The following is a 20,544-nucleotide window of genomic DNA, read 5'->3' on the forward strand; positions in this document are numbered from 1 at the left end:
TAAGGGAGGGGAAAACCTGTGGCGAAAATACATGTGCTTGATGAACATATTGCCAACCAGATTGCGGCGGGTGAAGTGGTCGAAAGGCCTGCTTCGGTTGTCAAAGAGTTGCTCGAAAACTCGGTGGATGCAGGCGCCACCAAGATTGAAGTAACAGTGGAAGAGGGCGGACTCCTCAGTATTCGTGTCAAAGACAATGGTTCAGGTATCGAACCAGAGGATATGGAAACTGCCTTTTATCGTCATGCGACCAGTAAAATAGCTCATGGCCGAGATCTGTTCCAGATCACAAGTCTTGGATTCCGCGGAGAAGCCCTGGCGAGTATTGCCGCTGTGTCAAAGGTAGAGGTATTGTCGGCAAGTGACAATGATGGGCGGGGGCGCCGCATCGTGATTGAAGGCGGGAACCTTGTCTCTCATGAAGATGCAACCTCACCCCAAGGTACAGATTTTGCAGTGAGAGAACTATTTTACAATACACCAGCCAGACTCAAATATATGAAAACGATCCAGACGGAACTGGGACATATATCAGATGTTCTTTACCGGATGGCGATGTCTCACCCTAATATTTCGTTCAGACTGCGACATAATGAGAATGTGTTGCTTCAAACGTTGGGAAATGGCGATCTGCTGCAAGTGGTTGCAGCGATCTATGGTACAAGTGCAGCGAAGGCGATGCTCCCCATTCAGGGAGAAAGTCTGGATTACCGGGTGAGTGGGCTGATCAGCCTGCCAGAATGGACACGAGCGAATCGTAATGGGATGTCAACGATTGTTAATGGGCGATTTGTTCGCAATTACGGTCTCAATCAGGCGATTCTCAAAGCCTACCATACCTTGCTACCCATCAATCGCTTCCCACTTGTCGTGGTGCAGTTGGAGATGCACCCATCCCTTGTGGATGTGAACGTGCATCCGGCGAAGTTGGAGGTTCGCTTTAGCAAGGAAGCAGAACTGTATGAATTCATAGAGACGACGTTGCGAGGTATACTCCGGCAGGAGGTATTGATTCCACAGGTCAAAAAACAGCAGATCCGACGTGGAGATGATAGCTCCTTCATTCAGGAACAATTCCTCTTTCCACGTGGTCCGCTGAAAGATTCAACTGATGCAGAAGGATACGGACAACAAGGCCCGCTAGGGAAACCTACCAGTGCATTGTTAAAGTTGATTGCAGAAGATGATGATCTGGATTTGGATGCTCCGGCGGATGTGTCTGCAGCACAGCCAGTATCTGAACAGGGGCAGACCGTACCGTTGCCCGAAGCTCCACCTGAGGTTACACACTCCCCTGAGCAGTTAGAAAGTTGGAACGGGGATAGTTTGCAGAAGGGGACTAGTCTTGACGGGGGGCAGACATCCGCTAATGTGCAGGAAGGTACCAAGGATGTAAGCACAAGTTCTTCCGAAACTTCTCAAACGGCGGCCCTTTTTTCTCAAGATCGTGTAGCAACAGAGAAACCACTGGCTGAAGGAAAACCGGCTACCTATCGTTCCGATTCCGTAACTTCACCGGTTAGAGAAGCACGTACATCCTACAATTCATCTTCGATTGCGAGAGAAGAACGAACGTGGAAAACTTCAAATCTGCCTGATGCCACTAAACTTGCTGCTGCTATGAAATCGGATGCATCCATGCCCGCATTTCCGGAGCTGAGTCTGATCGGACAGCATCATGGTACGTATTTGATCGCGCAGAATGACCAAGGTTTATATTTGATTGATCAGCATGCCGCTCATGAACGCGTGAATTATGAGTACTATTACGAGAAATTTGGTAATCCTGCCCAGGCCTCACAAGAGTTATTGCTGCCGATTACGCTGGAGTTCACACCTTCAGAGACCGAAAAACTGAAAACAAGACTGGCCTGGTTCGAGCAGGCAGGTGTATATTTGGAGCATTTTGGTGGACAGACGTTCCGTGTGCGCTCCCATCCGTTCTGGTTCCCTAAAGGGGACGAGAAAGACATTATCGAAGAAATGTCCGAATGGGTTCTTAGCGAACGCAGCATAGATGTGGCCAAGATGCGGGAAGCTGCATCTATTATGTGCTCCTGCAAGGCGTCCATCAAAGCCAACCAGAAGCTGACGGATCAGGAAGCAGAAGTGCTAATTCAGCGTTTGGGTTCATGTCGTCAGCCCTACACTTGTCCACATGGGCGGCCGATTGTGGTTTCATTTTCAACGTATGATCTGGAAAAATTATTTAAACGAGTGATGTAGCTATTTAGGGGGACATTATGTACATTACAACCGGTGACAAGGAGATTGCCTCTCAGGTGGAGCGTGCGCGTAAGCTTGCCGAAACGACAGGAGGTACCTACGTACCGCGCAATAGAACGTCTTTACCCAAACTGATTGAACAGTGTGGAACCAACGAAATACTGGTCGTGCTCAATGGCAGAGCGCGTTTGTTTCGCAAAGATGCGACGGAGCTTGAGTTTCACCCCAGTATGGGATTTGTTCGCGCTAAACGTGTTCTAAGAGGTGAAGCCGATCCTATGCTGGAAGCTGGTTCGGTGCTTGAGGGAGACACCATTGTTGATTGTACCGCTGGACTCGGTTCAGATGCGCTGGTATTTTCGGTTGCGGCTGGGAAGAGTGGACAAGTCATTGCCTGTGAAAGTTCTCAACCGCTCTATACCCTGCTGCTGGAGGGCATGTCCCATTATAAGAGCAATCAACCCTTGGTGGATGAGGCTTTTCGGCGCATAGATCTGCGGCATGTGGATCATCTTGAGTTACTGCGTTCCATGCCGGATCGAAGCTGTGACACTGTATATTTTGACCCCATGTTCCGTGAACCAATGATGGATTCAAGTGCTATACAGCCCTTGCGAGATTATGCAAATGCTCATGCGCTGGATGAACAGAGTATTGTGGAAGCGAAACGGGTTGCCCGTAAACGGGTAGTGATGAAAGAAAAGCGCGGCAGCGCGGAGTTTGACAGGCTCGGATTTGAAATACTTGATCGGGCGAATGCAAAAACCCTGTACGGAGTGATTAATGTTGAAAGTGGAAGTTAAACCAAAACCTAAACTGCTTGTGCTGGTTGGGCCGACAGCAGTAGGTAAAACAAGAATGAGCATCGAGCTTGCCCAAGCTTTCAATTGTGAGATTATCTCAGGAGATTCGATGCAGGTATATCGTGAAATGGATATCGGAACAGCCAAGATTACCTCTGAAGAAATGAAGGGTGTTCCTCATCATCTGATTGATATTCATGAACCGGAGTACCCCTATTCTGTGGCCGAGTTTCAGGAAAGTTGCACCCGATTGATAAGTGAAATTCATGAACGTGGGAAAATGCCTTTTATTGTAGGTGGCACCGGTCTGTATGTGGAATCCGTTTGTTACGGCTTCCAATTTTCGGATAGCGGTTCAGATGAAGCGTTCAGAGAGGAACAATTCAGTTATGCGGAGCAATATGGAGCACAGGCCCTTCATGATCGATTGAGGGAAGTTGATCCCGTTAGTGCGGATCGTCTGCATCCGAATGACCAACGGCGAATTGTACGTGCGCTTGAGATCCATCATCTCACAGGCGAGAAGTGGTCTGATCAGCTGGCAGTACAGAAGAAAGAGTCGCCTTATGACCTTCTTATTGTTGGTTTGACAATGGATCGGCAGAAGTTGTACGCCCGGGTAGAAGAGCGGATTGATCTGATGATCGAACAAGGTCTGGTGGATGAAGTGAAGTCTCTGTTGGAACGCGGAGTGGCCAGAGGTCATATTTCCATGCAAGGGCTGGGGTATAAGGAGATTGCAGCGTTCCTACAAGGGGAAGTGAGTTGGGAAGCTGCGGTTGAGTGGTTGAAGAGGGATACACGTCGGTTTGCCAAACGGCAGCTTTCCTGGTTCCGTCATATGAAAGATATTGAATGGGTGGACATGACGGATACCCAAGATTTTGAAGGGAAATACAAGCAGATAAGTGAATTGATTACACGAAAATTTGATTGATTTGAGCGATTATTAGTAATCTTCTGACAGGCATCGATTAGATCAAGATATGTAAACCTCTACCTTTTAGTCAACAAAAGGATAGAGGTTTTTTACTTATCACTAGAACAGATGGTAGAGATTAAGCGTTCGCTAAACAACGAATAATTGTGCTTTAAAATGAAGATTTCGTCCCTCTTTTGCAAAACAGACAAGCGGTGTATAATGGATAAGTCTTCTATTTGTTCACCTCGCCAAGAATGGGGGTAAAATAGCAGACAAGGGGTTTTTGTGGATTATATGAAACTGTTCATGATATAATAGCACGAAAGCTACTCAGCGATATTGAATATTACTTGAACACGAATTCAAATGAACCAATGGGGGTACGGCTAATGAACAAGTCCATCAACATCCAAGATACGTTCTTGAACCAACTGCGGAAAGAAAATATTCCTGCTACGGTCTATCTGACCAACGGCTTCCAAATCCGCGGGACGATCAAGGCATTTGACAATTTTACGATCGTCATTGACAGCGACGGACGCCAGCAAATGGTCTACAAGCATGCCATCTCCACGTTCACGCCGCAACGCAGCGTATCGCTGATGCAGCAAGATAACAGCGGCGAAGCTTAAAAAAATTACGAAACCTTTTCACCAATCATTTCGTCTACAAGTATAGGTATTGAAACAGAGCAACCTGAATAAAGGGTTGTTCTTTTCATTCCGGGCAAAATATGTTTAATATATGCCTGAGCCTACAGACGATTAGAAATTATGCAACCGAAAGGGAGTCAGGAGGTAACATGCCAAACGATCCGTTGTCGAGGTCTAACAATCGCAACAACAATAACAAGTCACCCAAAAAAGCGAAGCCAAAGACCTCTAAAAAGAAAAAAATTACGGGTAAACGCGTTGGATGGACACTGTTTTTCACAATGGCTATCGCCATATTCTGTGCACTAGGCGGATATTTATTTATTATGGTGAGTGGTGAAAATCTGCTCAAAGCTAACAAGGACAAAACTACAATTAATGAAACTTCAAAAGTATATGATCGCAATGGCCAATTAATGGGGGAGCTATCCATTCAGAAGCTGGAGCCCGTCAAAGAAGACGATATTCCTGAATTGGTGAAGCAAGCCTTTGTTGCGACGGAGGATAAACGCTTCTACGATCACCAAGGTGTGGATATCTGGTCCATTGGGCGTGCTGCGGTTAAGGACGTCATGGCTCGTTCCATGGTGGAGGGTGGTAGTACACTAACCCAACAGCTTGCCAAGAACATGTTCTTGTCCCGTGACAAGACGTTCTTCCGTAAAGCAACGGAAGTATCGATTGCCATGGCATTGGAGCGCAAGTACACAAAAGACGAAATCCTGACGATGTATCTGAACCGGATTTTCTTCGGCCATCAGCGTTACGGGATTAAAGCGGCATCTGAATTTTATTTTGGACAAAAAGATTTGAGTCAGTTGAAGTTATGGCAAATCGCTACCTTAGCAGCTATGCCTAAAGGCCCTTCTGCCTACAATCCGGTGAGCAATCCAAACGATTCTAAAGCACGCCGTGGTGTGGTATTGCAGCTGATGTATGAACAAGGCTACATTACCAAGGCGGAGATGGATGAAGCAAAAGAGGTTAACTATAACTACAAGCGACCAGAAAAAGACCAGAAATATCAAGCCTTTATTGATTATGTGCTCCGTGAAGCTGAACGAGTAACAGGTAAAACGGAAGATGATCTGAATATCGGCGGATACAAAATCTATACAACTATGGATGCTCAGGCTCAAACAGCCATGGAAACTGCGTTCACAGATGATAGTCTGTTCGAGGCAAGTAAAGATGATCAACAGGTTCAAGGCTCCATGGTTATTATGAACCATGAGAATGGTAGCCTCGTTGCCCTCCTGGGTGGACGGGATTATCAGACTAAAGGTTATAGCCGTGTAACGCAGAGTCGAAGACAACCAGGTTCAGCTTTTAAACCGATTGTGTCTTATGCACCGGCGCTTGAATCAGGAAATTACAGTGCCAACTCGTCGCTGAGTAATGCAAAGCAATGTTTTGGTAACTATTGTCCTGGTAACTTGCATGGATATTCTTCGACGATCAGTATGACAGAAGCCATTACGAAATCGGAAAATATTCCTGCGGTTTGGCTACTTGATAAAATAGGCGTTAACACAGGCATTAATTTTGCCAAGAGTGTAGGTATACAGCTGACAGATGAAGACAAAAACTTGGCGATTGCCCTCGGTGGTCTAAGTAAAGGTACAAATACACTGGAAATGGCGCAAGCCTATAGTGCATTTGCCAACCTCGGAGAATACCGACAAGCCTATTCGATTAAGGAAATTAAGGATAGCGCAGGCAAAACCACTTACAAACACGATAACTCGGACACAACGCGTGTCATGAGCGAGCAAAATGCGTATCAGCTTACACAGATGCTGCAGAACGTTGTTAATGACGGTACGGGACGTTCAGCACGTCTGGATCGCCCCGTAGCGGGTAAAACAGGAACTGTTCAAAGTGGTATCTCTGGTAACAGTGCCAACCGTGATGTATGGTTTGTTGGATACACACCGGAATGGACTGCCGCAGTCTGGATGGGCTATGACAATCCGGATGCCAATCACATGCTTAAGAACAGCAGTAAGCTGTCGGCAGCTTTCTTTGCCAAAGTCATGGGAGATGCTTTAAAAGGCGTTCCAGTGAAGCAATTCAAAACACCAGCTGGAGGGCAGGCACCTCCGCCAGTAGAAGAACCAGAAAAGCCGGCTCTGTCCGTTAGTGGGCTGAGTGGATCATACGATCCAAATGCACAAACCGTCTCCCTAAGTTGGACTGGAACGGGTGACGCGAGTACGCAATATCGGATTTATCGGAAAGAAACATCGGAAGCCCAGTTCACTCATCTCATTGATGCAATAGGAGCGACCAATGCACAAGATTTAAGTGCGTTGCCTGGTCTAACCTATGAGTACTATGTGACAGCTTACGATGTGGCATCAGGACTTGAGACGGATCCTTCCAACACTATTTCCTTGATGATTGAAGCACAGGAAATGCCGCCGGAGGAACCTGATCCTGGTATAGACCCTGGAACAGAGATAGATCCTGAGCAGCCAGGTACGGAGAATCCGGATAATGGTTCACCGGATAATGGCAACTCGAACGGTAATAACGGTAATGGAAATGAAAATGGCAACAACGGAAATGGTAATGGTAACAACGGAAACAATGGCAACGGTGGCAATAACGGTGGACCCGGCCAAGGAAACGGTCAACCTGGGGGAGGAAACACGACCCCGCCTGGCCAGGGGACAACAGAGCCAGGCGGTACCGGTGAAGGCTCCGATGATGGGGCCGTAACAACGCCGGGCGAGGTTGTAACTCCGGACAGCGGAACGAGTGGGGATACTGGAGGAACAGATGCACCTGCAGATTCTCAAGCTGGAACCGGCGGTTAAGCCAATGAATCACTAAATAGCTACATTAAAAAACTGCTTCCCGGGAAAACCGGTGAAGCAGTTTTTTTTGTTATACGGAACCAACTGTAATGGAAGCTGATTTGATGAATAGGTGGGACAAAGCTTGATTTTGAGTGTAAACCTTAAATATGGTAAGCTGTAACTATTCGTAATACGTTGTGCAAGGGCGGGCCCAGAGCGCTGGAATCCATCAGGCGGACGTTATTACATTGTTCACCAATAACATCAGAGCAGGTCACGGACCTGTAGTCGGCAAAGAGGGGTTCGTATGAAACGGAAATTCGGGGACCGCGCGAACTGGCGCCGGATTACGAACCGACAATTCACATGCCGGTTCGTTCAATCCAAAATTTTCACAGGTTATATTACGTTGTACACCATACAGGATTTGAAAGAACCTCTGTGGAAAACTTATGGAGGCAGTACCTTCTGTATCGCAGATAAAGGTTATTCCTGGCTGCAATACTATCCGAAGGGAGAGCACTTTGTTGTAACGGCGATGTTTGACGATCAGGAACGGATTGTAGAGTGGTACATTGATACATGTCGTAGTCAGGGGATAACCGATCAGGGTGTTCCTTGGTTTGATGACCTGTATCTGGATGTCGTTGTACTGAAAGATGGAGAAGTATTTTTGCTGGATGAAGATGAGCTTGAAGATGCGCTGTCACGGAAACATATTACAACGGGTGATTATGACCTGGCGAACAAGACGGCTAAGGAACTGCTGCATGCCATTGATGCACATGTATTTCCGTACTTTCAGTTATCGCTGAAGCATAGGAAGAGTTTGTTTGAGAAGGGAGAGTTTCGAAAAAACATTCAGATTTGATACATGTACCTATCCGTAGAATTCTTCATGATCCTTCTAATATTGGAGCACCTGATAGAATACATTAATAATCAGGAGAGTTCAGCCCGATAAAATAGAGGTGATGGCGAATGAACGGACGGGTCATGGCTGCAGGAGAGCAACCAGGAGGCAGACCATCCAGACAAATTAATATTGTGTTGCGTAACCAGGAACCTCAGATGTTGGTCAAAGATGAAGCAGCGGCAGTACAGGCAGCCAAGAGTATAACCAAACATGCGCACTTCCAGGAGATACAGGGTGAGTTGGAGCAACTGGTTGGACTTGAAAATATCAAAGACCTGGTATTTGAGATCTATGCTTTTCTACAGATTGCTCAGATGCGTACCGAAGCAGGCTTACTTAGTGGTGCGCACGTGTATCATATGATCTTCAAAGGCAATCCGGGGACCGGTAAGACCACCGTGGCGAGGATCGTTGCCAAACTCTTTCAGAAGATGGGTGTGTTGAGTAAAGGGCATCTTATTGAAGTAGAGCGTGCGGATCTGGTTGGAGAATATATCGGTCACACGGCGCAGAAAACAAGAGATCTGGTCAAGAAGGCACTCGGTGGGATATTGTTCATTGATGAAGCATACAGTTTGGCCCGCGGTGGAGAGAAGGATTTTGGCAAGGAAGCTATTGATACGCTTGTTAAGTCTATGGAAGATAATAAAAATCAGTTTATACTGATTCTTGCCGGGTACTCGGAAGAAATTGATTTTTTTCTCCAGACGAATCCCGGATTACCTTCCCGCTTCCCCATTCAAGTAGAGTTTCCAGACTATAGCATTGATCAGTTGATCCAAATCTCTGAGATTATGGCCAAAGAGCGTGATTATATTCTAATGCCTCAGACTATACTCAAGCTAAAGCAGCATTTGCTTCAGGAAAAAAATGATTCGCTGCATGCGTTTAGTAACGCCAGATACGTTCGTAATGCCATTGAGCGTTCGATCAGGCATCAGGCGGTTCGTTTGTTGGAACAATACTCGGAAGGCAGTCCAGGAAAACTGGAGCTGATGACAATCCGGACAGAGGATTTGAACTTTTAGCGAAAGTAAGCGATAATATAGTTTTTACACTAGCCGGCCGGGCCAACCGGTTCGGCTTAAGGCATGCCATGGCATATTCGTGGCAATGTATATCAACGGATTAGTAATTAGAGGGAGTGAACATATACATGACAAATGGCACGCATGATACAGATATGGTCAAAAAAGATCGCGCCGTCTTGGTGAGTCTTGTTACGGATGATGTAAAACGTACAGGTATCAATCCGGAGTACTCTTTAGAGGAACTGGTGAAACTTGCCGAGACAGCTGGAGTAGAAGTGCTAAGTGTACTTTCTCAGAACAGGGAAAAACGTGATACCAAATGGTTCATTGGTAAAGGTAAGGTGGAAGAGCTTCGTGCGATTGCAGAGGAACTCGGAGCAACTACAGCTATTTTTGATCAGGAATTGTCAGGGGCACAGGTTCGAAATCTGGAAGAAACCCTCGATCTCAAAATTATTGACCGTACCCAATTGATTTTGGACATCTTTGCACAACGTGCCAACACCAGAGAAGGTATTATTCAAGTGGAATTGGCTCAACATAGCTACTTGCTGCCACGTTTGTCGGGTCATGGCAAGAACCTGTCCAGACTCGGGGGCGGAATCGGAACAAGAGGCCCAGGTGAAAGCAAGTTGGAGACAGACCGCCGTCACATCCGTGGTCGTATCGATGATCTTAAGCGTCATCTGGAAGAATTGACTCGTCATCGCAAGTTGCATCGTGAACGCCGCAAAAAGACAGGTATTGTTCAGGTGGCCCTCGTTGGTTATACCAATGCTGGAAAATCAACCTTGCTCAAACAGTTGACGGCTGCAGATGTGTATATTCAAGATCAGCTATTTGCTACTCTGGATCCAACATCACGTACGATGGAACTTCCAAGTGGAAAAGAAATCGTACTTACCGACACGGTTGGATTTATTCAAAATCTACCGCATGATCTAATTGCGGCATTCCGTGCAACGCTGGAGGAAGTGAATGAAGCGGATCTGATCCTGCATGTAGTGGATGCCTCATCAGCTATGCGTGAAGATCAGATGCAGACGGTTAATACGATTCTGCAAGAACTTGGTTCAGGGGACAAGCCGCAGTTAGTCCTGTATAACAAAAAAGATGCGTGTACACCAGAGCAGCTTGAAATGCTTCCATTGGATAAAGGTCATATTAAGGTAAGCGCATTAGACTCTGAGGATCTGCTTAAAATCCGTGAATTAATTCAGACAGAGCTGACAGGTGACACGAAACGCTTCCGTATTCCGGCAGAACGTGGTGATCTTACGTCGGTACTCTACAAAATTGGTGATGTAGTGGATACCAGCTTTGAAGAGAATGATGTAATTTATGAAGTTGAATTGCAAAAAGGTGAATATGAGAAATTTGGTTATATGCTTGAAGAATTCATTGAATTGTAATATTCATGACATATTGGTGTGATAAGTTGACACGATAATAGATTTCAACGTCAGATTCGTGCTATGAAGGGGAATGAAGTAAGATGGTAAGCTTTGATTCAGAAATATCTGAACTTCAACGTCAAGTGGAGCGTCAGATTGAAGGACAACTTCAACAGATTGATCGAATCACAGATCACAATCAATGGAAGGTGATTAGTGCTTTCCAACAGCGAAAAGTAAGTGATTTTCACTTTGCAGGTTCAACTGGTTATGCCTATAACGATCGTGGGCGTGAAGTGCTTGATGAAGTATATGCTGATGTTTTCGGCGCGGAAGCCGCGTTGGTGCGTCCTCATTTTGCTTCAGGTACTCATACGATTAGTACAGCTCTCTTTGGCGTTTTGCGTCCAGGTGACGAATTATTGTACATCACGGGTAAGCCTTATGACACATTGCATAAAGTCATTGGCAAACCCGGTGATGGTACAGGTTCATTACGCGATTTTGGCATCGGTTACCGTGAGACGGCCTTAACTGATGAAGGTGGAGTGGACTGGGCAGCAGTTGAGAAAAGCATTACACCGGCTACAAAAGTCATCGGGATTCAACGTTCACGTGGTTATGACTGGCGCTCATCCTTCTGTGTTGCTGAGATCGCTGAGATGGTTACACGTGTTAAAGCAATGAAGGAAGATGTCGTCGTATTTGTGGATAATTGTTACGGTGAATTCACGGAGGAACTTGAACCGACAGAAGTCGGAGTTGATCTGATGGCCGGATCACTGATCAAGAATCCTGGTGGAGGCATTGCGGAAACCGGTGGATACATATGTGGGAAGGAACAGTACGTACAGCTGGCAGCTTATCGTCTGACAGCCCCTGGAATTGGGGGAGAGGTGGGAGCCATGCTGGGAACAACACGTGGCATCTACCAAGGACTTTACATGGCACCGACAATTGTAGGACAAGCTATCAAAGGAAGTACGTTTGCTGCTGCGATGTTTGCTGAATCCGGATTTGTAACCAAACCCGCCTGGAATGAAGCTCGCACAGATCTGATCCAGGCTGTTCAGTTTAGCTCTGCCGAGCATCTGATCGCCTTCGTGCAGGGGATTCAGCGTGCAGCAGCTGTGGATAGTCATGTGGTTCCTGAACCGTGGGATATGCCTGGTTATGAGCACCCTGTCATTATGGCGGCAGGTACGTTCATTCAGGGTGGAAGTCTGGAATTATCAGCCGATGCGCCTATTCGGGAGCCGTATATCGGGTATATGCAAGGCGGATTAACGTACTCTCATGTCAAATATGGCGTTTTGATGGCGTTACAGACTATGAAAGATCGTAAATTATTGTGAGTTTATCTAACACGTCATTGACACTTGGTAATAACTAAATGTACAATAGGGTGAAGAATAGATGACTGGAAGGTTGATGAACATGGGTGATGAAATTCGCAGAAATATGGCCTTATTCCCGATTGGTATTGTAATGAAACTTACGGATCTGTCTGCACGTCAGATTCGTTACTATGAGCAGCACAGCTTGATCGTTCCTGCGAGAACGTCAGGTAATCAACGGTTATTCTCTTTTAATGACGTAGAGAGATTGCTAGAGATCAAGGCTTTGATTGAAAAAGGAGTTAACATCGCGGGCATCAAACAAGTGATGAATCCTGTTTCAAAAGAATCCGAGGAAGCTACAGTTATCACACCAGATACTGAAGTTAAACGCAGAGAGCTGTCCGATACGCAGTTGCACCGCTTGCTGAAGCAGCAGCTTGTATCAGGTAAGAGACCAGGACAAGTATCTCTCATTCAGGGAGAGCTTTCCCGATTCTTTAATAAAAAGTAAATTCGCATAACTTGGCGAGTGAGGGGAAAACATGCACTTTTGGTGTGAGACTCCTTGACCCGTGGAACTTTCTAATGTACAAATATAACAGGCAAGCCAAATACGCAGATAAGAAAGGGAGAGGTTATAGTGAGTTATACAAAAGAAGACATTCTCCGCATTTCGAAAGAAGAAAACGTACGATTCATTCGATTGCAATTTACTGATTTGCTTGGAGCTATCAAAAACGTTGAGATTCCTGTGAGCCAGTTGACTAAGGCTCTGGATAACAAAATGATGTTTGATGGATCTTCCATTGAAGGTTATGTACGTATTGAAGAGTCCGACATGTACCTCTATCCAGATCTAGATTCTTGGCTTATTTTCCCATGGGTAGCAGAGAATCGTGTTGCACGCCTGATTTGCGACGTATATCTTCCAGATGGTAATCCGTTCCCAGGAGATCCACGTGGCATCTTGAAACGTAACCTGAAGGAAGCCCAAGATATGGGATTCACTTCCTTTAACGTTGGTCCTGAACCCGAGTTCTTTTTGTTCAAAACAGACGAAAAAGGGAACCCAACTAACGAACTGAATGACCAAGGTGGTTATTTCGACCTTGCGCCTACGGATCTTGGTGAAAACTGTCGTCGTGACATCGTTATCACACTTGAAGAAATGGGCTTTGAGATCGAAGCTTCCCACCATGAGGTAGCTCCAGGTCAGCATGAGATTGACTTTAAATATGCTGATGCTCTGAAAGCAGCTGACCAGATTCAAACGTTCAAACTTGTTGTTAAAACGATTGCACGTCAGCATGGTTTACATGCTACATTCATGCCGAAACCGCTGTTTGGTATGAACGGATCCGGTATGCACTGTAACCAATCCTTGTTCAAAGGCAATGAGAATGCATTCGTTGATGAGTCGGACGAGTTGGGTCTGAGCAAAACTGCTCGTCACTTCATGGCTGGAACTCTGAAGCATGCGCGTGCGTTTGCGGCAATTACTAACCCAACTGTGAACTCATACAAACGTCTTGTACCAGGTTATGAAGCACCTTGTTATGTAGCATGGTCTGCTAGTAACCGTAGCCCAATGATTCGTATTCCAGCTTCCCGTGGTTTGAGTACACGTGTTGAGGTTCGTAACCCGGATCCGGCTGCTAACCCTTACCTGGCTTTGGCTGTTCTGTTGAAAGCAGGTCTGGACGGAATCAAACGTGAGCTTTCCTTACCAGCTCCAATTGACCGTAACATCTACATCATGTCAGAAGAAGAGCGCGTGGAAGAAGGCATTCCAAGCTTGCCAGCTGACCTGAAAGAAGCTTTGAATGAATTGATCCGCAGCGAAGTCATCTGTGACGCTCTCGGCGACCACGCCTTGGCTCACTTCTATGAGCTGAAAGAAATTGAGTGGGATATGTACCGCACACAAGTCCACCAATGGGAACGCGATCAATATATTACGTTGTACTAATAGCTCAATCCCTTGGCGCTCTAGCGCTGAGGGGTTTTTCTTTTTGTGGGCAAGTACCTATATATTTAAAGAAAAATCAAAGTGCCCACAAAATCCCCGAAAATATTCTTCTATTCGAAAATTTCTTCAGTGAATTTCTCAAATCTATCTATATTGCTTTTCTGGATCTTGCCTGAGATGTGGGCATATACATCTGATGTGATCTGAATACTTCCGTGACCTAATTGTTCTTGAACGAATTTCATATCTGCCCCGGACTCAAGTAAAAGAACAGCGCAGGTATGTCGGAGAGAGTGAATGGGGAGGGATGGGAGATCACAACGTTGTAAGATGCGGGAGAAGGCATTGAACAATGATGATTTAGGCATGAAGTTCCCATCTTCCCTACATAGAACCAGATCAAGGTCATGGTGGTATCTATCCCCAAATATCCCCTTGTTATGTTCCTGCCACTCTCTATGAAATTTGATGTCATTTACTAGATTTGTAGTAATTTTTATTTTTCTTAGTGATTTATCTGTCTTGGTGTCACCGAATAATTCTTCTTTGTTTTTCAGTGGACGATAGCTAATCACTTGTGAAAGCTTCGAAGGAGGATATTGGTAAAGTTAGTACAAAGAAGAAAAAACAGGACTCTATTATCAAATTGATAGGGTTCTTTCCCAGTTTTAATAGTTATCAGATTATGTAATAATATCTATAGAATTTACGGGCGGTAGGTATTTCCGAAAGCAGCACGAATTCAGGACACAAAAATAGGAGCCTTACATGGCTCCTTAATTACTGGGTATTTGATTAGTTAAAGTATGTTTGGAGAAAAAAAAGAACCTCCTCATCTTCAAAGAAGAGTTGGAGACCATAAAATGCCCCCAACAAAAACCCACATCCGGCCAAAAAACTGTAAAATATAGAATTACCAGCGCTTGATCTACCATAATGGTGCCCGCAGTGAGGGCACATGAAAGCTTCCGCAGAAATCACACCTCTGCAAGATTGGCAATGTATTAAGTTGTTAGAGTCAGGTTTGAACTTTCTTTTTATATTTCTAAACATTGCTTTAAAAGCTAGTATTGCTAATACAAACATTGTGATAATGATCCCTATACCGAATAAATTACCTATTATATTGTTTATGCGCTCAAACATGACGTTCCTCCAGCTATGTAATCAATTCAGAATGGTGTTGCTTACTATGTAACATTTACTGTTTAAAACTAAAGGTTTCAAATGTCTCAAAAAATTCTGACAAGGCATAAAACCCCAACCCGATACAAACAAACCCTACGATAAAGCAACCAATAATAGAATTGGCAAATCCACTGGATCGTCCATAATGTTCGCCACAATTGGGACAGATAATGGTAGAGCTAGAAATCGACAGTCCACAGGCTCTACAAGGCTCCATTTTGCTACTTTTTCGACCAATTAATCGCCTATAGATATTAAGGAACATTCCGGCGATGCCCATTAAACCCAATACAAATAATGCTATAATAAATCCTGCAAAGAATAACATGCCAAAAATCTCACTGATATTATGAATCAACATTAATTCCCTCCAACTATGTAATTAACCCAAGAATAGTCTATCAGACCTAGGTATAATTTTCTTCAAAAATTATACCTATCGATTCTTAGAAATAGGCAGTAGATAATTCCGTAACGTATTTGAGTTTAGAGTTTAGGCTACCCCAAAAAAGAGTCTTTATGGCTCCTTCTCACTTAATTACTTATCATTTATCATCTTTATAAGTTCAGCTAATGCTAAGAATCCTCCGCCAATGCAAATTACGAAACCAACGAATGACCCGAAAATTGAATTGAAAACTCCATTAGATCTACCGTAATGGTGTCCGCCATTAGGGCAAATGATAGCTGATATTGAGATAGTATTACCGCACGATTGGCATTGTTCTAACATTCGGTTAAATCGACCCTTGAGCAGTGTGAAGATATTGATAAAAAATGCTATTAAACATGCTATACCAAATATAAACTAACAAGTAGTGATGAGACCGGTTATACCCAGAAGTGAGTAAGATACCATATTATCGAACATTTAAATCCTCCATTTATGTAATCAATCCAATTATGATATCAAAGTTATTCATCTATTTCCATATATTTCTGAAATGTGAATAGTAAAAAGAGTGACTACCACTAAGGCATCACTCTAGTCGAATCTCTAATTTACTTTCTTCAATAGTTCTACACTACTAATCCTCACCTTACCAACTTCCTTCGGCACCTCATAAGCTCTCATCTCTGAAACTTGATATGGTTTGAGCAAGTCAAGTAGTGACTGAACATCTCCATTAACACTTCTTCCAAGCCTTTCAGCCTCATCTTAAGGTCGAAGAATAACCGGCATACGATTATGAAAGTCTTCCGTGAGACTATTCAGTTCAGTAGTGATGATTGTGCAAGTACTCAGTTTGTTTCCGTCCGGATCTGTTCAGGTATCCTACAGGCCAGCAAGTGAGAATAAACTGCTATCATTCATCAGAATGCGCATTGGTTGCTTTTCCGTTCCTTCCTTACGCCACTCTTAAAATCCGTTCGTGGAGATGATACAGCGTTTGGAGCTGATTAGAGGCGTGAAGGAAGTCTTCTCGGTTAACGTTTCAGCAAGGGCATTAATCAGCTTGTCATCCTTGGCCCATGAAGCAAAGGAGTCCCCATCGGAGCGCACCCAATCGATTATTGTCTTTATTGATGGAGAATTAAATGATATATACACTCCTATAAATCTCGAGACTTCTGTAGGCGATAAACAAGTTACATTAAATTGGAATCAGGTACAAAACGTTGAAAAATACATAATAGTGAACCTGAAACGTGCTATCCTTATGCTGACTATGACTACCGGCTTAGAAAAAGAGTTCGATCTGATTATGCAAGAAGTTAACAGCTTTATCGATTGGTACGAAGCAAAACATGCTGGAAGCGGAAAAGCATCTTATGCAATTGACAAGCATGAAAATAAGAAAGGGCCTTTCAAGAGCCGTAAGTACTAGATCCTATATGATCGGGTTCTGACGTTTGAGGTAAGTGAATAATAAAGATAGTTATTCTCCAACGTTTATTCTGATGGGTCATATAGATGTCCCTGTAATAAAAGAAGGGTTCTGATTGAATTCAGAAGCCTTCTTTTATTATTGTTATATTTAATATACGTGAATTTCTTATGGTTACAAAATTACTCCATTTTCGTTACGTAACCTTCATAGTTTCCGTAATATAATCCGTTTGAATAGGTAGTAGATGCTAGATTGAGTACTCCATACCAAACTCCATCAGCATAAGTATATGTCTTTGGAACATATTTTGCATCTCCATACTTATTGTTAGCATCTGAATATCTCACATATTTTTGCGTCGCCTGAATCGTAACACTTTGTGCAGTTACAGAACCTTGAACAGAAGATGAGGCAGAAGCAAGTGATGCTGGAACAGCAATACTTGCTACAATAGCAGTGAGCGCTCCAATTGTGGCTAGTTTCTTTTTCATGTAAATACCTCCTGAATTTTTTTGAATGAATTATAAAACTTTACTTTCTAAAAATACCATATAATTCAATGTAAAATTATGACATATATCACGTTGTGATTTGTATTTCATCCCCTTGCAGATCTGCTAACGTATCTTTCAAAAATTCCTCTAACTAATTAAGTAATATATCCAATCTAAACAGATTTGGACGATCATGAAATGCAGCGGATCAGTGAGATACTAGATGACTTTTTTTAATAGAAGTAGTACAAGTTGATTTGATATTATTTAACCCTTTCTTCGAAGACCGCTCTCATGAGTAGTTGTTGGATTAAAATCTGCTCGTTGTGAAGTTGTGGCCGGGAATGGATAAATCGTCTGAAATAAAATTGTCAAAAAATGTATCTTGATTCTTCTTCATTAGCCCACGTAACAATTTTGTGTTTATCTGTGACCAAGGCTTACCATTATAACAAACACAATCGTTCGTCGATTTAGATAATCGCAAAACTCACTTTTCATTAATGTTAAACTGTCTGAAGCAAAAGTTCTAAATCAAGCCTCCTTAGAAATTCTAATAGCCACGACATAGTAGCAAGTACTATCATTCATTCTTTCAAAATTCCAACCATCGTCCAATATATACAAATGGATGTTTCATTTGTATGTTGAAAGTTTCATATAGAAGAGGTATACTTTAATTAAATTTTGAGCAATTTAATTTTAAATAATTAATTGGAGATGTTAATATGGATCAAGCAAAACAACTAGTGACAGAACAACGTACATTTTTTTATACAGGACAAACTAAAAATATCGAGTATCGGATTAATGCGCTTCAACAGCTTAGAAAAGGAATTGAAAAGTATCAGCAACGGATTCAAGATGCACTTCGGGCAGATTTGAACAAATCAGAGGCGGAAGCTTACGGTTCAGAGATTCGTATTGTTTTGGGTGAACTGGATTTTGCATTAGAACACCTGCAGGAATGGGCTGCACCCAAACAAGTCCCAACCAATCCGGCTATGCCGGATGGGGTCAGCACCATTTATCCTGAACCATACGGAGTGGCGCTTATTATTGCACCTTGGAACTATCCTTTCCAATTGGCCTTCGGTCCACTGATTGGAGCAATTGCAGCCGGTAACTGTGCAGTTATCAAGCCTTCTGAATTAACACCAGCCGTATCTCGTCTGACGTATGATCTGATTCAGGAGATCTTCCCTCAGGAGTATATCGCAGTTATGGAAGGGGAAGTCGAGGCCAGCACAGCATTGTTGAAAGAGAAGTTTGATTATATTTTCTTCACAGGAAGCACAGGTGTTGGTCGCATTGTTATGAAGGCAGCTGCGGAGCACTTGACTCCTGTAACTCTTGAGTTGGGCGGTAAAAGTCCTGCTATTGTCCATAGCGATGCAGATCTGAAGCTGGTGGCTCAGCGTATTGTTCGTGGTAAGTTCCTGAATGCAGGCCAAACTTGCGTTGCTCCGGATTATTTGCTTGTACATGAACAAGTTCATGACGAATTGATCAATCTGATTGGCGCAGAGATCAAAGATAAATTTGGGAACGATGTGTTACAGAACGCTGATTTCCCGCATATTGTCAATGCTCGTAACTTTGATCGGTTATTGAAATTCCTCACAGATGGCAAAACGCTGATAGGTGGACGATCTGTACGTGAGCAGTTGCTGATTGAGCCAACTGTACTTGGAGATGTGAACTGGGAATCAGCTGTAATGCAAGAAGAGATCTTCGGTCCGATTCTTCCTGTATTTACGTACAGTGATCTGAACCCTATGCTGGATGAGATTGTTCGCCGGCCAAAACCATTGGCGCTATATCTCTTCACACAGGATGAGCAACTACAGGATCAGGTTCTGAATCAAGTATCCTTCGGTGGGGGTTGTATTAATGACACACTTTCTCATATGACTTCACACTATCTCCCGTTTGGTGGTGTAGGAGAGAGCGGTATGGGCTCATATCACGGGCAACAGAGCTTTGATGTGTTCTCGCATCACAAGAGTGTTCTGAAACGCAGTGAATAATTAGCCGCTAAAATAATATAAACATGAAAAAAAGAGGTTGTCCTGTTGATCAGGACAACCTCTTTCGTATTTCATTACATCTAGTTTTGTTACTCAAGTTAAATATTAATGAATATCTCGGAAAAGGCCAATGACTTTACCCAGAATACTAACATGTTTCAAACGTAAAGGTTCGAAGGTCGCATTCTCCGGTTGAAGGCGAATATGATCTTTTTCTTTATAGAACGTTTTCACTGTAGCTTCATCGTCTTCAGTCATTGCTACGACGATATCACCGTTATCAGCAGTTTGCTGTTGACGGACAATAACATAATCACCGTTAACGATTCCAGCTTCCACCATACTATCTCCGACTACTGAAAGCATAAACACTTTCTGTTCGCCTACATAATGTGTAGGAAGAGGGAAGTAGTCTTCAATGTTCTCGGTTGCAGTGATTGGAACCCCGGCTGTAACCTTACCAACGACAGGAATACGTGCAACGCTATGAGCAAATTGATGAGAATGCTCAGATTCTTCCTGGCTCAAAAGCTCAATGGCTCTTGGCTTGGTAGGGTCGCGTCGGATCAAACCTTTTTTCTCCAAACGATCCAAATGTCCATGTACTGTTGAGCTGGAAGCAAGTCCAACAGCTTCACCAATTTCCCGTACGGAAGGAGGATACCCCTTCAACCGGACTTCATTTCGTATAAACTCCAGAATAGCCTGCTGCCTGCTGGATATCTTCGACATACCGTATCAACCCCATTTTAGTAACGTTTGGGAAAATTATAACATAGAACCTCCGTTCGTACAAACATAAGTTCTAAATAAAATGGCATTAAATCAGTGTTTTTTAACTTATAGATCAGAAATTGTCCAAAAGTCAGAGCATAATACTGCAAATGCTTTGCAAAAGGAAGTGAAATAAGATATTTCTCCTTCAAAAAAGAAGCGAACAAT

At 43.6% G+C, this 20,544-nt stretch carries 17 protein-coding genes and 1 pseudogene; 13 read left to right on the forward strand and 5 right to left on the reverse strand.

Annotated features, from left to right (window positions below):
* Positions 1–18 precede the first annotated feature (18 nt).
* The 11 genes from mutL (at position 19) to glnA (ending at position 14,058) form a co-directional block, all read left to right on the forward strand.
* Entirely contained in the window at positions 19–2,226 is a 2,208-nt protein-coding gene (mutL, locus tag NSQ38_RS17750; RefSeq protein ID WP_339783232.1) for a DNA mismatch repair endonuclease MutL, read from the forward strand.
* Positions 2,227–2,243: 17 nt separating this feature from the next.
* On the forward strand, positions 2,244–3,029 hold the full coding sequence (locus tag NSQ38_RS17755) for a class I SAM-dependent methyltransferase (RefSeq protein WP_339783234.1): 786 nt from the start codon (positions 2,244–2,246) through the stop codon (positions 3,027–3,029).
* Positions 3,010–3,966 (forward strand): tRNA (adenosine(37)-N6)-dimethylallyltransferase MiaA, encoded by a 957-nt coding sequence (gene miaA, locus NSQ38_RS17760; protein ID WP_307411331.1) that lies wholly within the window; start codon positions 3,010–3,012, stop codon positions 3,964–3,966. Before NSQ38_RS17755 ends, miaA begins: the two co-directional genes overlap by 20 nt.
* Before the next feature lie 374 nt (positions 3,967–4,340).
* Positions 4,341–4,583 (forward strand): RNA chaperone Hfq, encoded by a 243-nt coding sequence (gene hfq, locus NSQ38_RS17765; RefSeq protein ID WP_017687918.1) that lies wholly within the window; start codon positions 4,341–4,343, stop codon positions 4,581–4,583.
* Between the two features lie 170 nt (positions 4,584–4,753).
* The gene (locus NSQ38_RS17770) at positions 4,754–7,426 is read left to right on the forward strand and encodes a PBP1A family penicillin-binding protein (protein WP_339783236.1); all 2,673 of its coding nucleotides are present in this window, start codon (positions 4,754–4,756) and stop codon (positions 7,424–7,426) included.
* Positions 7,427–7,715: 289 nt separating this feature from the next.
* The gene (locus NSQ38_RS17775; RefSeq protein ID WP_339783237.1) at positions 7,716–8,279 is read left to right on the forward strand and encodes a DUF402 domain-containing protein; all 564 of its coding nucleotides are present in this window, start codon (positions 7,716–7,718) and stop codon (positions 8,277–8,279) included.
* 110 nt (positions 8,280–8,389) lie between these two features.
* Positions 8,390–9,352: an AAA family ATPase gene (locus tag NSQ38_RS17780; protein ID WP_339783238.1), complete on the forward strand. Its 963-nt coding sequence runs from the start codon at positions 8,390–8,392 to the stop codon at positions 9,350–9,352.
* Positions 9,353–9,480: 128 nt separating this feature from the next.
* Entirely contained in the window at positions 9,481–10,767 is a 1,287-nt protein-coding gene (hflX, locus tag NSQ38_RS17785; protein WP_339783240.1) for a GTPase HflX, read from the forward strand.
* An 83-nt stretch (positions 10,768–10,850) separates the two neighbouring features.
* A complete protein-coding gene (locus tag NSQ38_RS17790) occupies positions 10,851–12,104 on the forward strand; it encodes a methionine gamma-lyase family protein (protein WP_339783241.1) in 1,254 nt (417 codons plus the stop codon).
* A gap of 82 nt (positions 12,105–12,186) precedes the next feature.
* Positions 12,187–12,600 carry a MerR family transcriptional regulator gene (locus NSQ38_RS17795; RefSeq protein ID WP_056689944.1) on the forward strand — a complete coding sequence of 138 codons (414 nt, stop codon included), beginning with the start codon at positions 12,187–12,189 and terminating at the stop codon, positions 12,598–12,600.
* Positions 12,601–12,729: 129 nt separating this feature from the next.
* A complete protein-coding gene (gene glnA, locus NSQ38_RS17800) occupies positions 12,730–14,058 on the forward strand; it encodes a type I glutamate--ammonia ligase (protein WP_091029299.1) in 1,329 nt (442 codons plus the stop codon).
* Positions 14,059–14,168: 110 nt separating this feature from the next.
* Here the strand turns inward: glnA and NSQ38_RS17805 are convergent, their stop codons facing one another.
* The 3 genes and pseudogenes from NSQ38_RS17805 to NSQ38_RS17815 all read right to left on the reverse strand — a co-directional run bounded on the left by NSQ38_RS17805 (position 14,169) and on the right by NSQ38_RS17815 (position 16,750).
* Positions 14,169–14,633: a tyrosine-type recombinase/integrase gene (locus NSQ38_RS17805; protein WP_339783242.1), complete on the reverse strand. Its 465-nt coding sequence runs from the start codon at positions 14,631–14,633 to the stop codon at positions 14,169–14,171.
* Positions 14,634–15,259: 626 nt separating this feature from the next.
* Positions 15,260–15,607: a hypothetical protein gene (locus NSQ38_RS17810; protein WP_339783243.1), complete on the reverse strand. Its 348-nt coding sequence runs from the start codon at positions 15,605–15,607 to the stop codon at positions 15,260–15,262.
* A 798-nt stretch (positions 15,608–16,405) separates the two neighbouring features.
* Positions 16,406–16,750: pseudogene (locus NSQ38_RS17815) on the reverse strand (SOS response-associated peptidase).
* Between NSQ38_RS17815 and NSQ38_RS17820 the strand changes: the two are divergent.
* Positions 16,638–17,075: a hypothetical protein gene (locus NSQ38_RS17820; RefSeq protein ID WP_339790807.1), complete on the forward strand. Its 438-nt coding sequence runs from the start codon at positions 16,638–16,640 to the stop codon at positions 17,073–17,075. The pseudogene NSQ38_RS17815 and the gene NSQ38_RS17820 sit on opposite strands and share 113 nt — an antisense overlap.
* Positions 17,076–17,257: 182 nt before the next feature.
* Here NSQ38_RS17820 and NSQ38_RS17825 read toward each other — a convergent pair whose 3' ends face one another.
* On the reverse strand, positions 17,258–17,569 hold the full coding sequence (locus NSQ38_RS17825; protein WP_036673874.1) for a hypothetical protein: 312 nt from the start codon (positions 17,567–17,569) through the stop codon (positions 17,258–17,260).
* 731 nt (positions 17,570–18,300) lie between these two features.
* Between NSQ38_RS17825 and NSQ38_RS17830 the strand changes: the two genes are divergently transcribed.
* Positions 18,301–19,602 carry an aldehyde dehydrogenase gene (locus tag NSQ38_RS17830; RefSeq protein WP_339783245.1) on the forward strand — a complete coding sequence of 434 codons (1,302 nt, stop codon included), beginning with the start codon at positions 18,301–18,303 and terminating at the stop codon, positions 19,600–19,602.
* Between the two features lie 105 nt (positions 19,603–19,707).
* Here the strand turns inward: NSQ38_RS17830 and lexA are convergent, their stop codons facing one another.
* Positions 19,708–20,334, reverse strand: coding sequence for a transcriptional repressor LexA (gene lexA, locus NSQ38_RS17835; RefSeq protein WP_017688034.1), 627 nt, complete (start codon positions 20,332–20,334; stop codon positions 19,708–19,710).
* Positions 20,335–20,544: the final 210 nt, after the last annotated feature.

Source organism: Paenibacillus sp. FSL R7-0313 (assembly GCF_037969885.1).
Classification (GTDB): Bacteria; Bacillota; Bacilli; order Paenibacillales; family Paenibacillaceae; genus Paenibacillus.

Excerpts from the sequence above, each read along its gene's own strand:
- NSQ38_RS17755 (WP_339783234.1), top strand. The coding sequence starts at position 2,244 with ATGTACATTACAACCGGTGACAAGGAGATTGCCTCTCAGGTGGAGCGT.
- NSQ38_RS17775 (WP_339783237.1), top strand. The coding sequence starts at position 7,716 with ATGAAACGGAAATTCGGGGACCGCGCGAACTGGCGCCGGATTACGAAC.
- hfq (WP_017687918.1), top strand. The coding sequence starts at position 4,341 with ATGAACAAGTCCATCAACATCCAAGATACGTTCTTGAACCAACTGCGG.
- miaA (WP_307411331.1), top strand. The coding sequence starts at position 3,010 with ATGTTGAAAGTGGAAGTTAAACCAAAACCTAAACTGCTTGTGCTGGTT.
- NSQ38_RS17770 (WP_339783236.1), top strand. The coding sequence starts at position 4,754 with ATGCCAAACGATCCGTTGTCGAGGTCTAACAATCGCAACAACAATAAC.
- NSQ38_RS17825 (WP_036673874.1), bottom strand. The coding sequence starts at position 17,569 with ATGAAAAAGAAACTAGCCACAATTGGAGCGCTCACTGCTATTGTAGCA.
- NSQ38_RS17830 (WP_339783245.1), top strand. The coding sequence starts at position 18,301 with ATGGATCAAGCAAAACAACTAGTGACAGAACAACGTACATTTTTTTAT.
- NSQ38_RS17790 (WP_339783241.1), top strand. The coding sequence starts at position 10,851 with ATGGTAAGCTTTGATTCAGAAATATCTGAACTTCAACGTCAAGTGGAG.
- NSQ38_RS17780 (WP_339783238.1), top strand. The coding sequence starts at position 8,390 with ATGAACGGACGGGTCATGGCTGCAGGAGAGCAACCAGGAGGCAGACCA.
- hflX (WP_339783240.1), top strand. The coding sequence starts at position 9,481 with ATGACAAATGGCACGCATGATACAGATATGGTCAAAAAAGATCGCGCC.
- lexA (WP_017688034.1), bottom strand. The coding sequence starts at position 20,334 with ATGTCGAAGATATCCAGCAGGCAGCAGGCTATTCTGGAGTTTATACGA.
- NSQ38_RS17795 (WP_056689944.1), top strand. The coding sequence starts at position 12,187 with ATGGGTGATGAAATTCGCAGAAATATGGCCTTATTCCCGATTGGTATT.
- NSQ38_RS17810 (WP_339783243.1), bottom strand. The coding sequence starts at position 15,607 with ATGTTGATTCATAATATCAGTGAGATTTTTGGCATGTTATTCTTTGCA.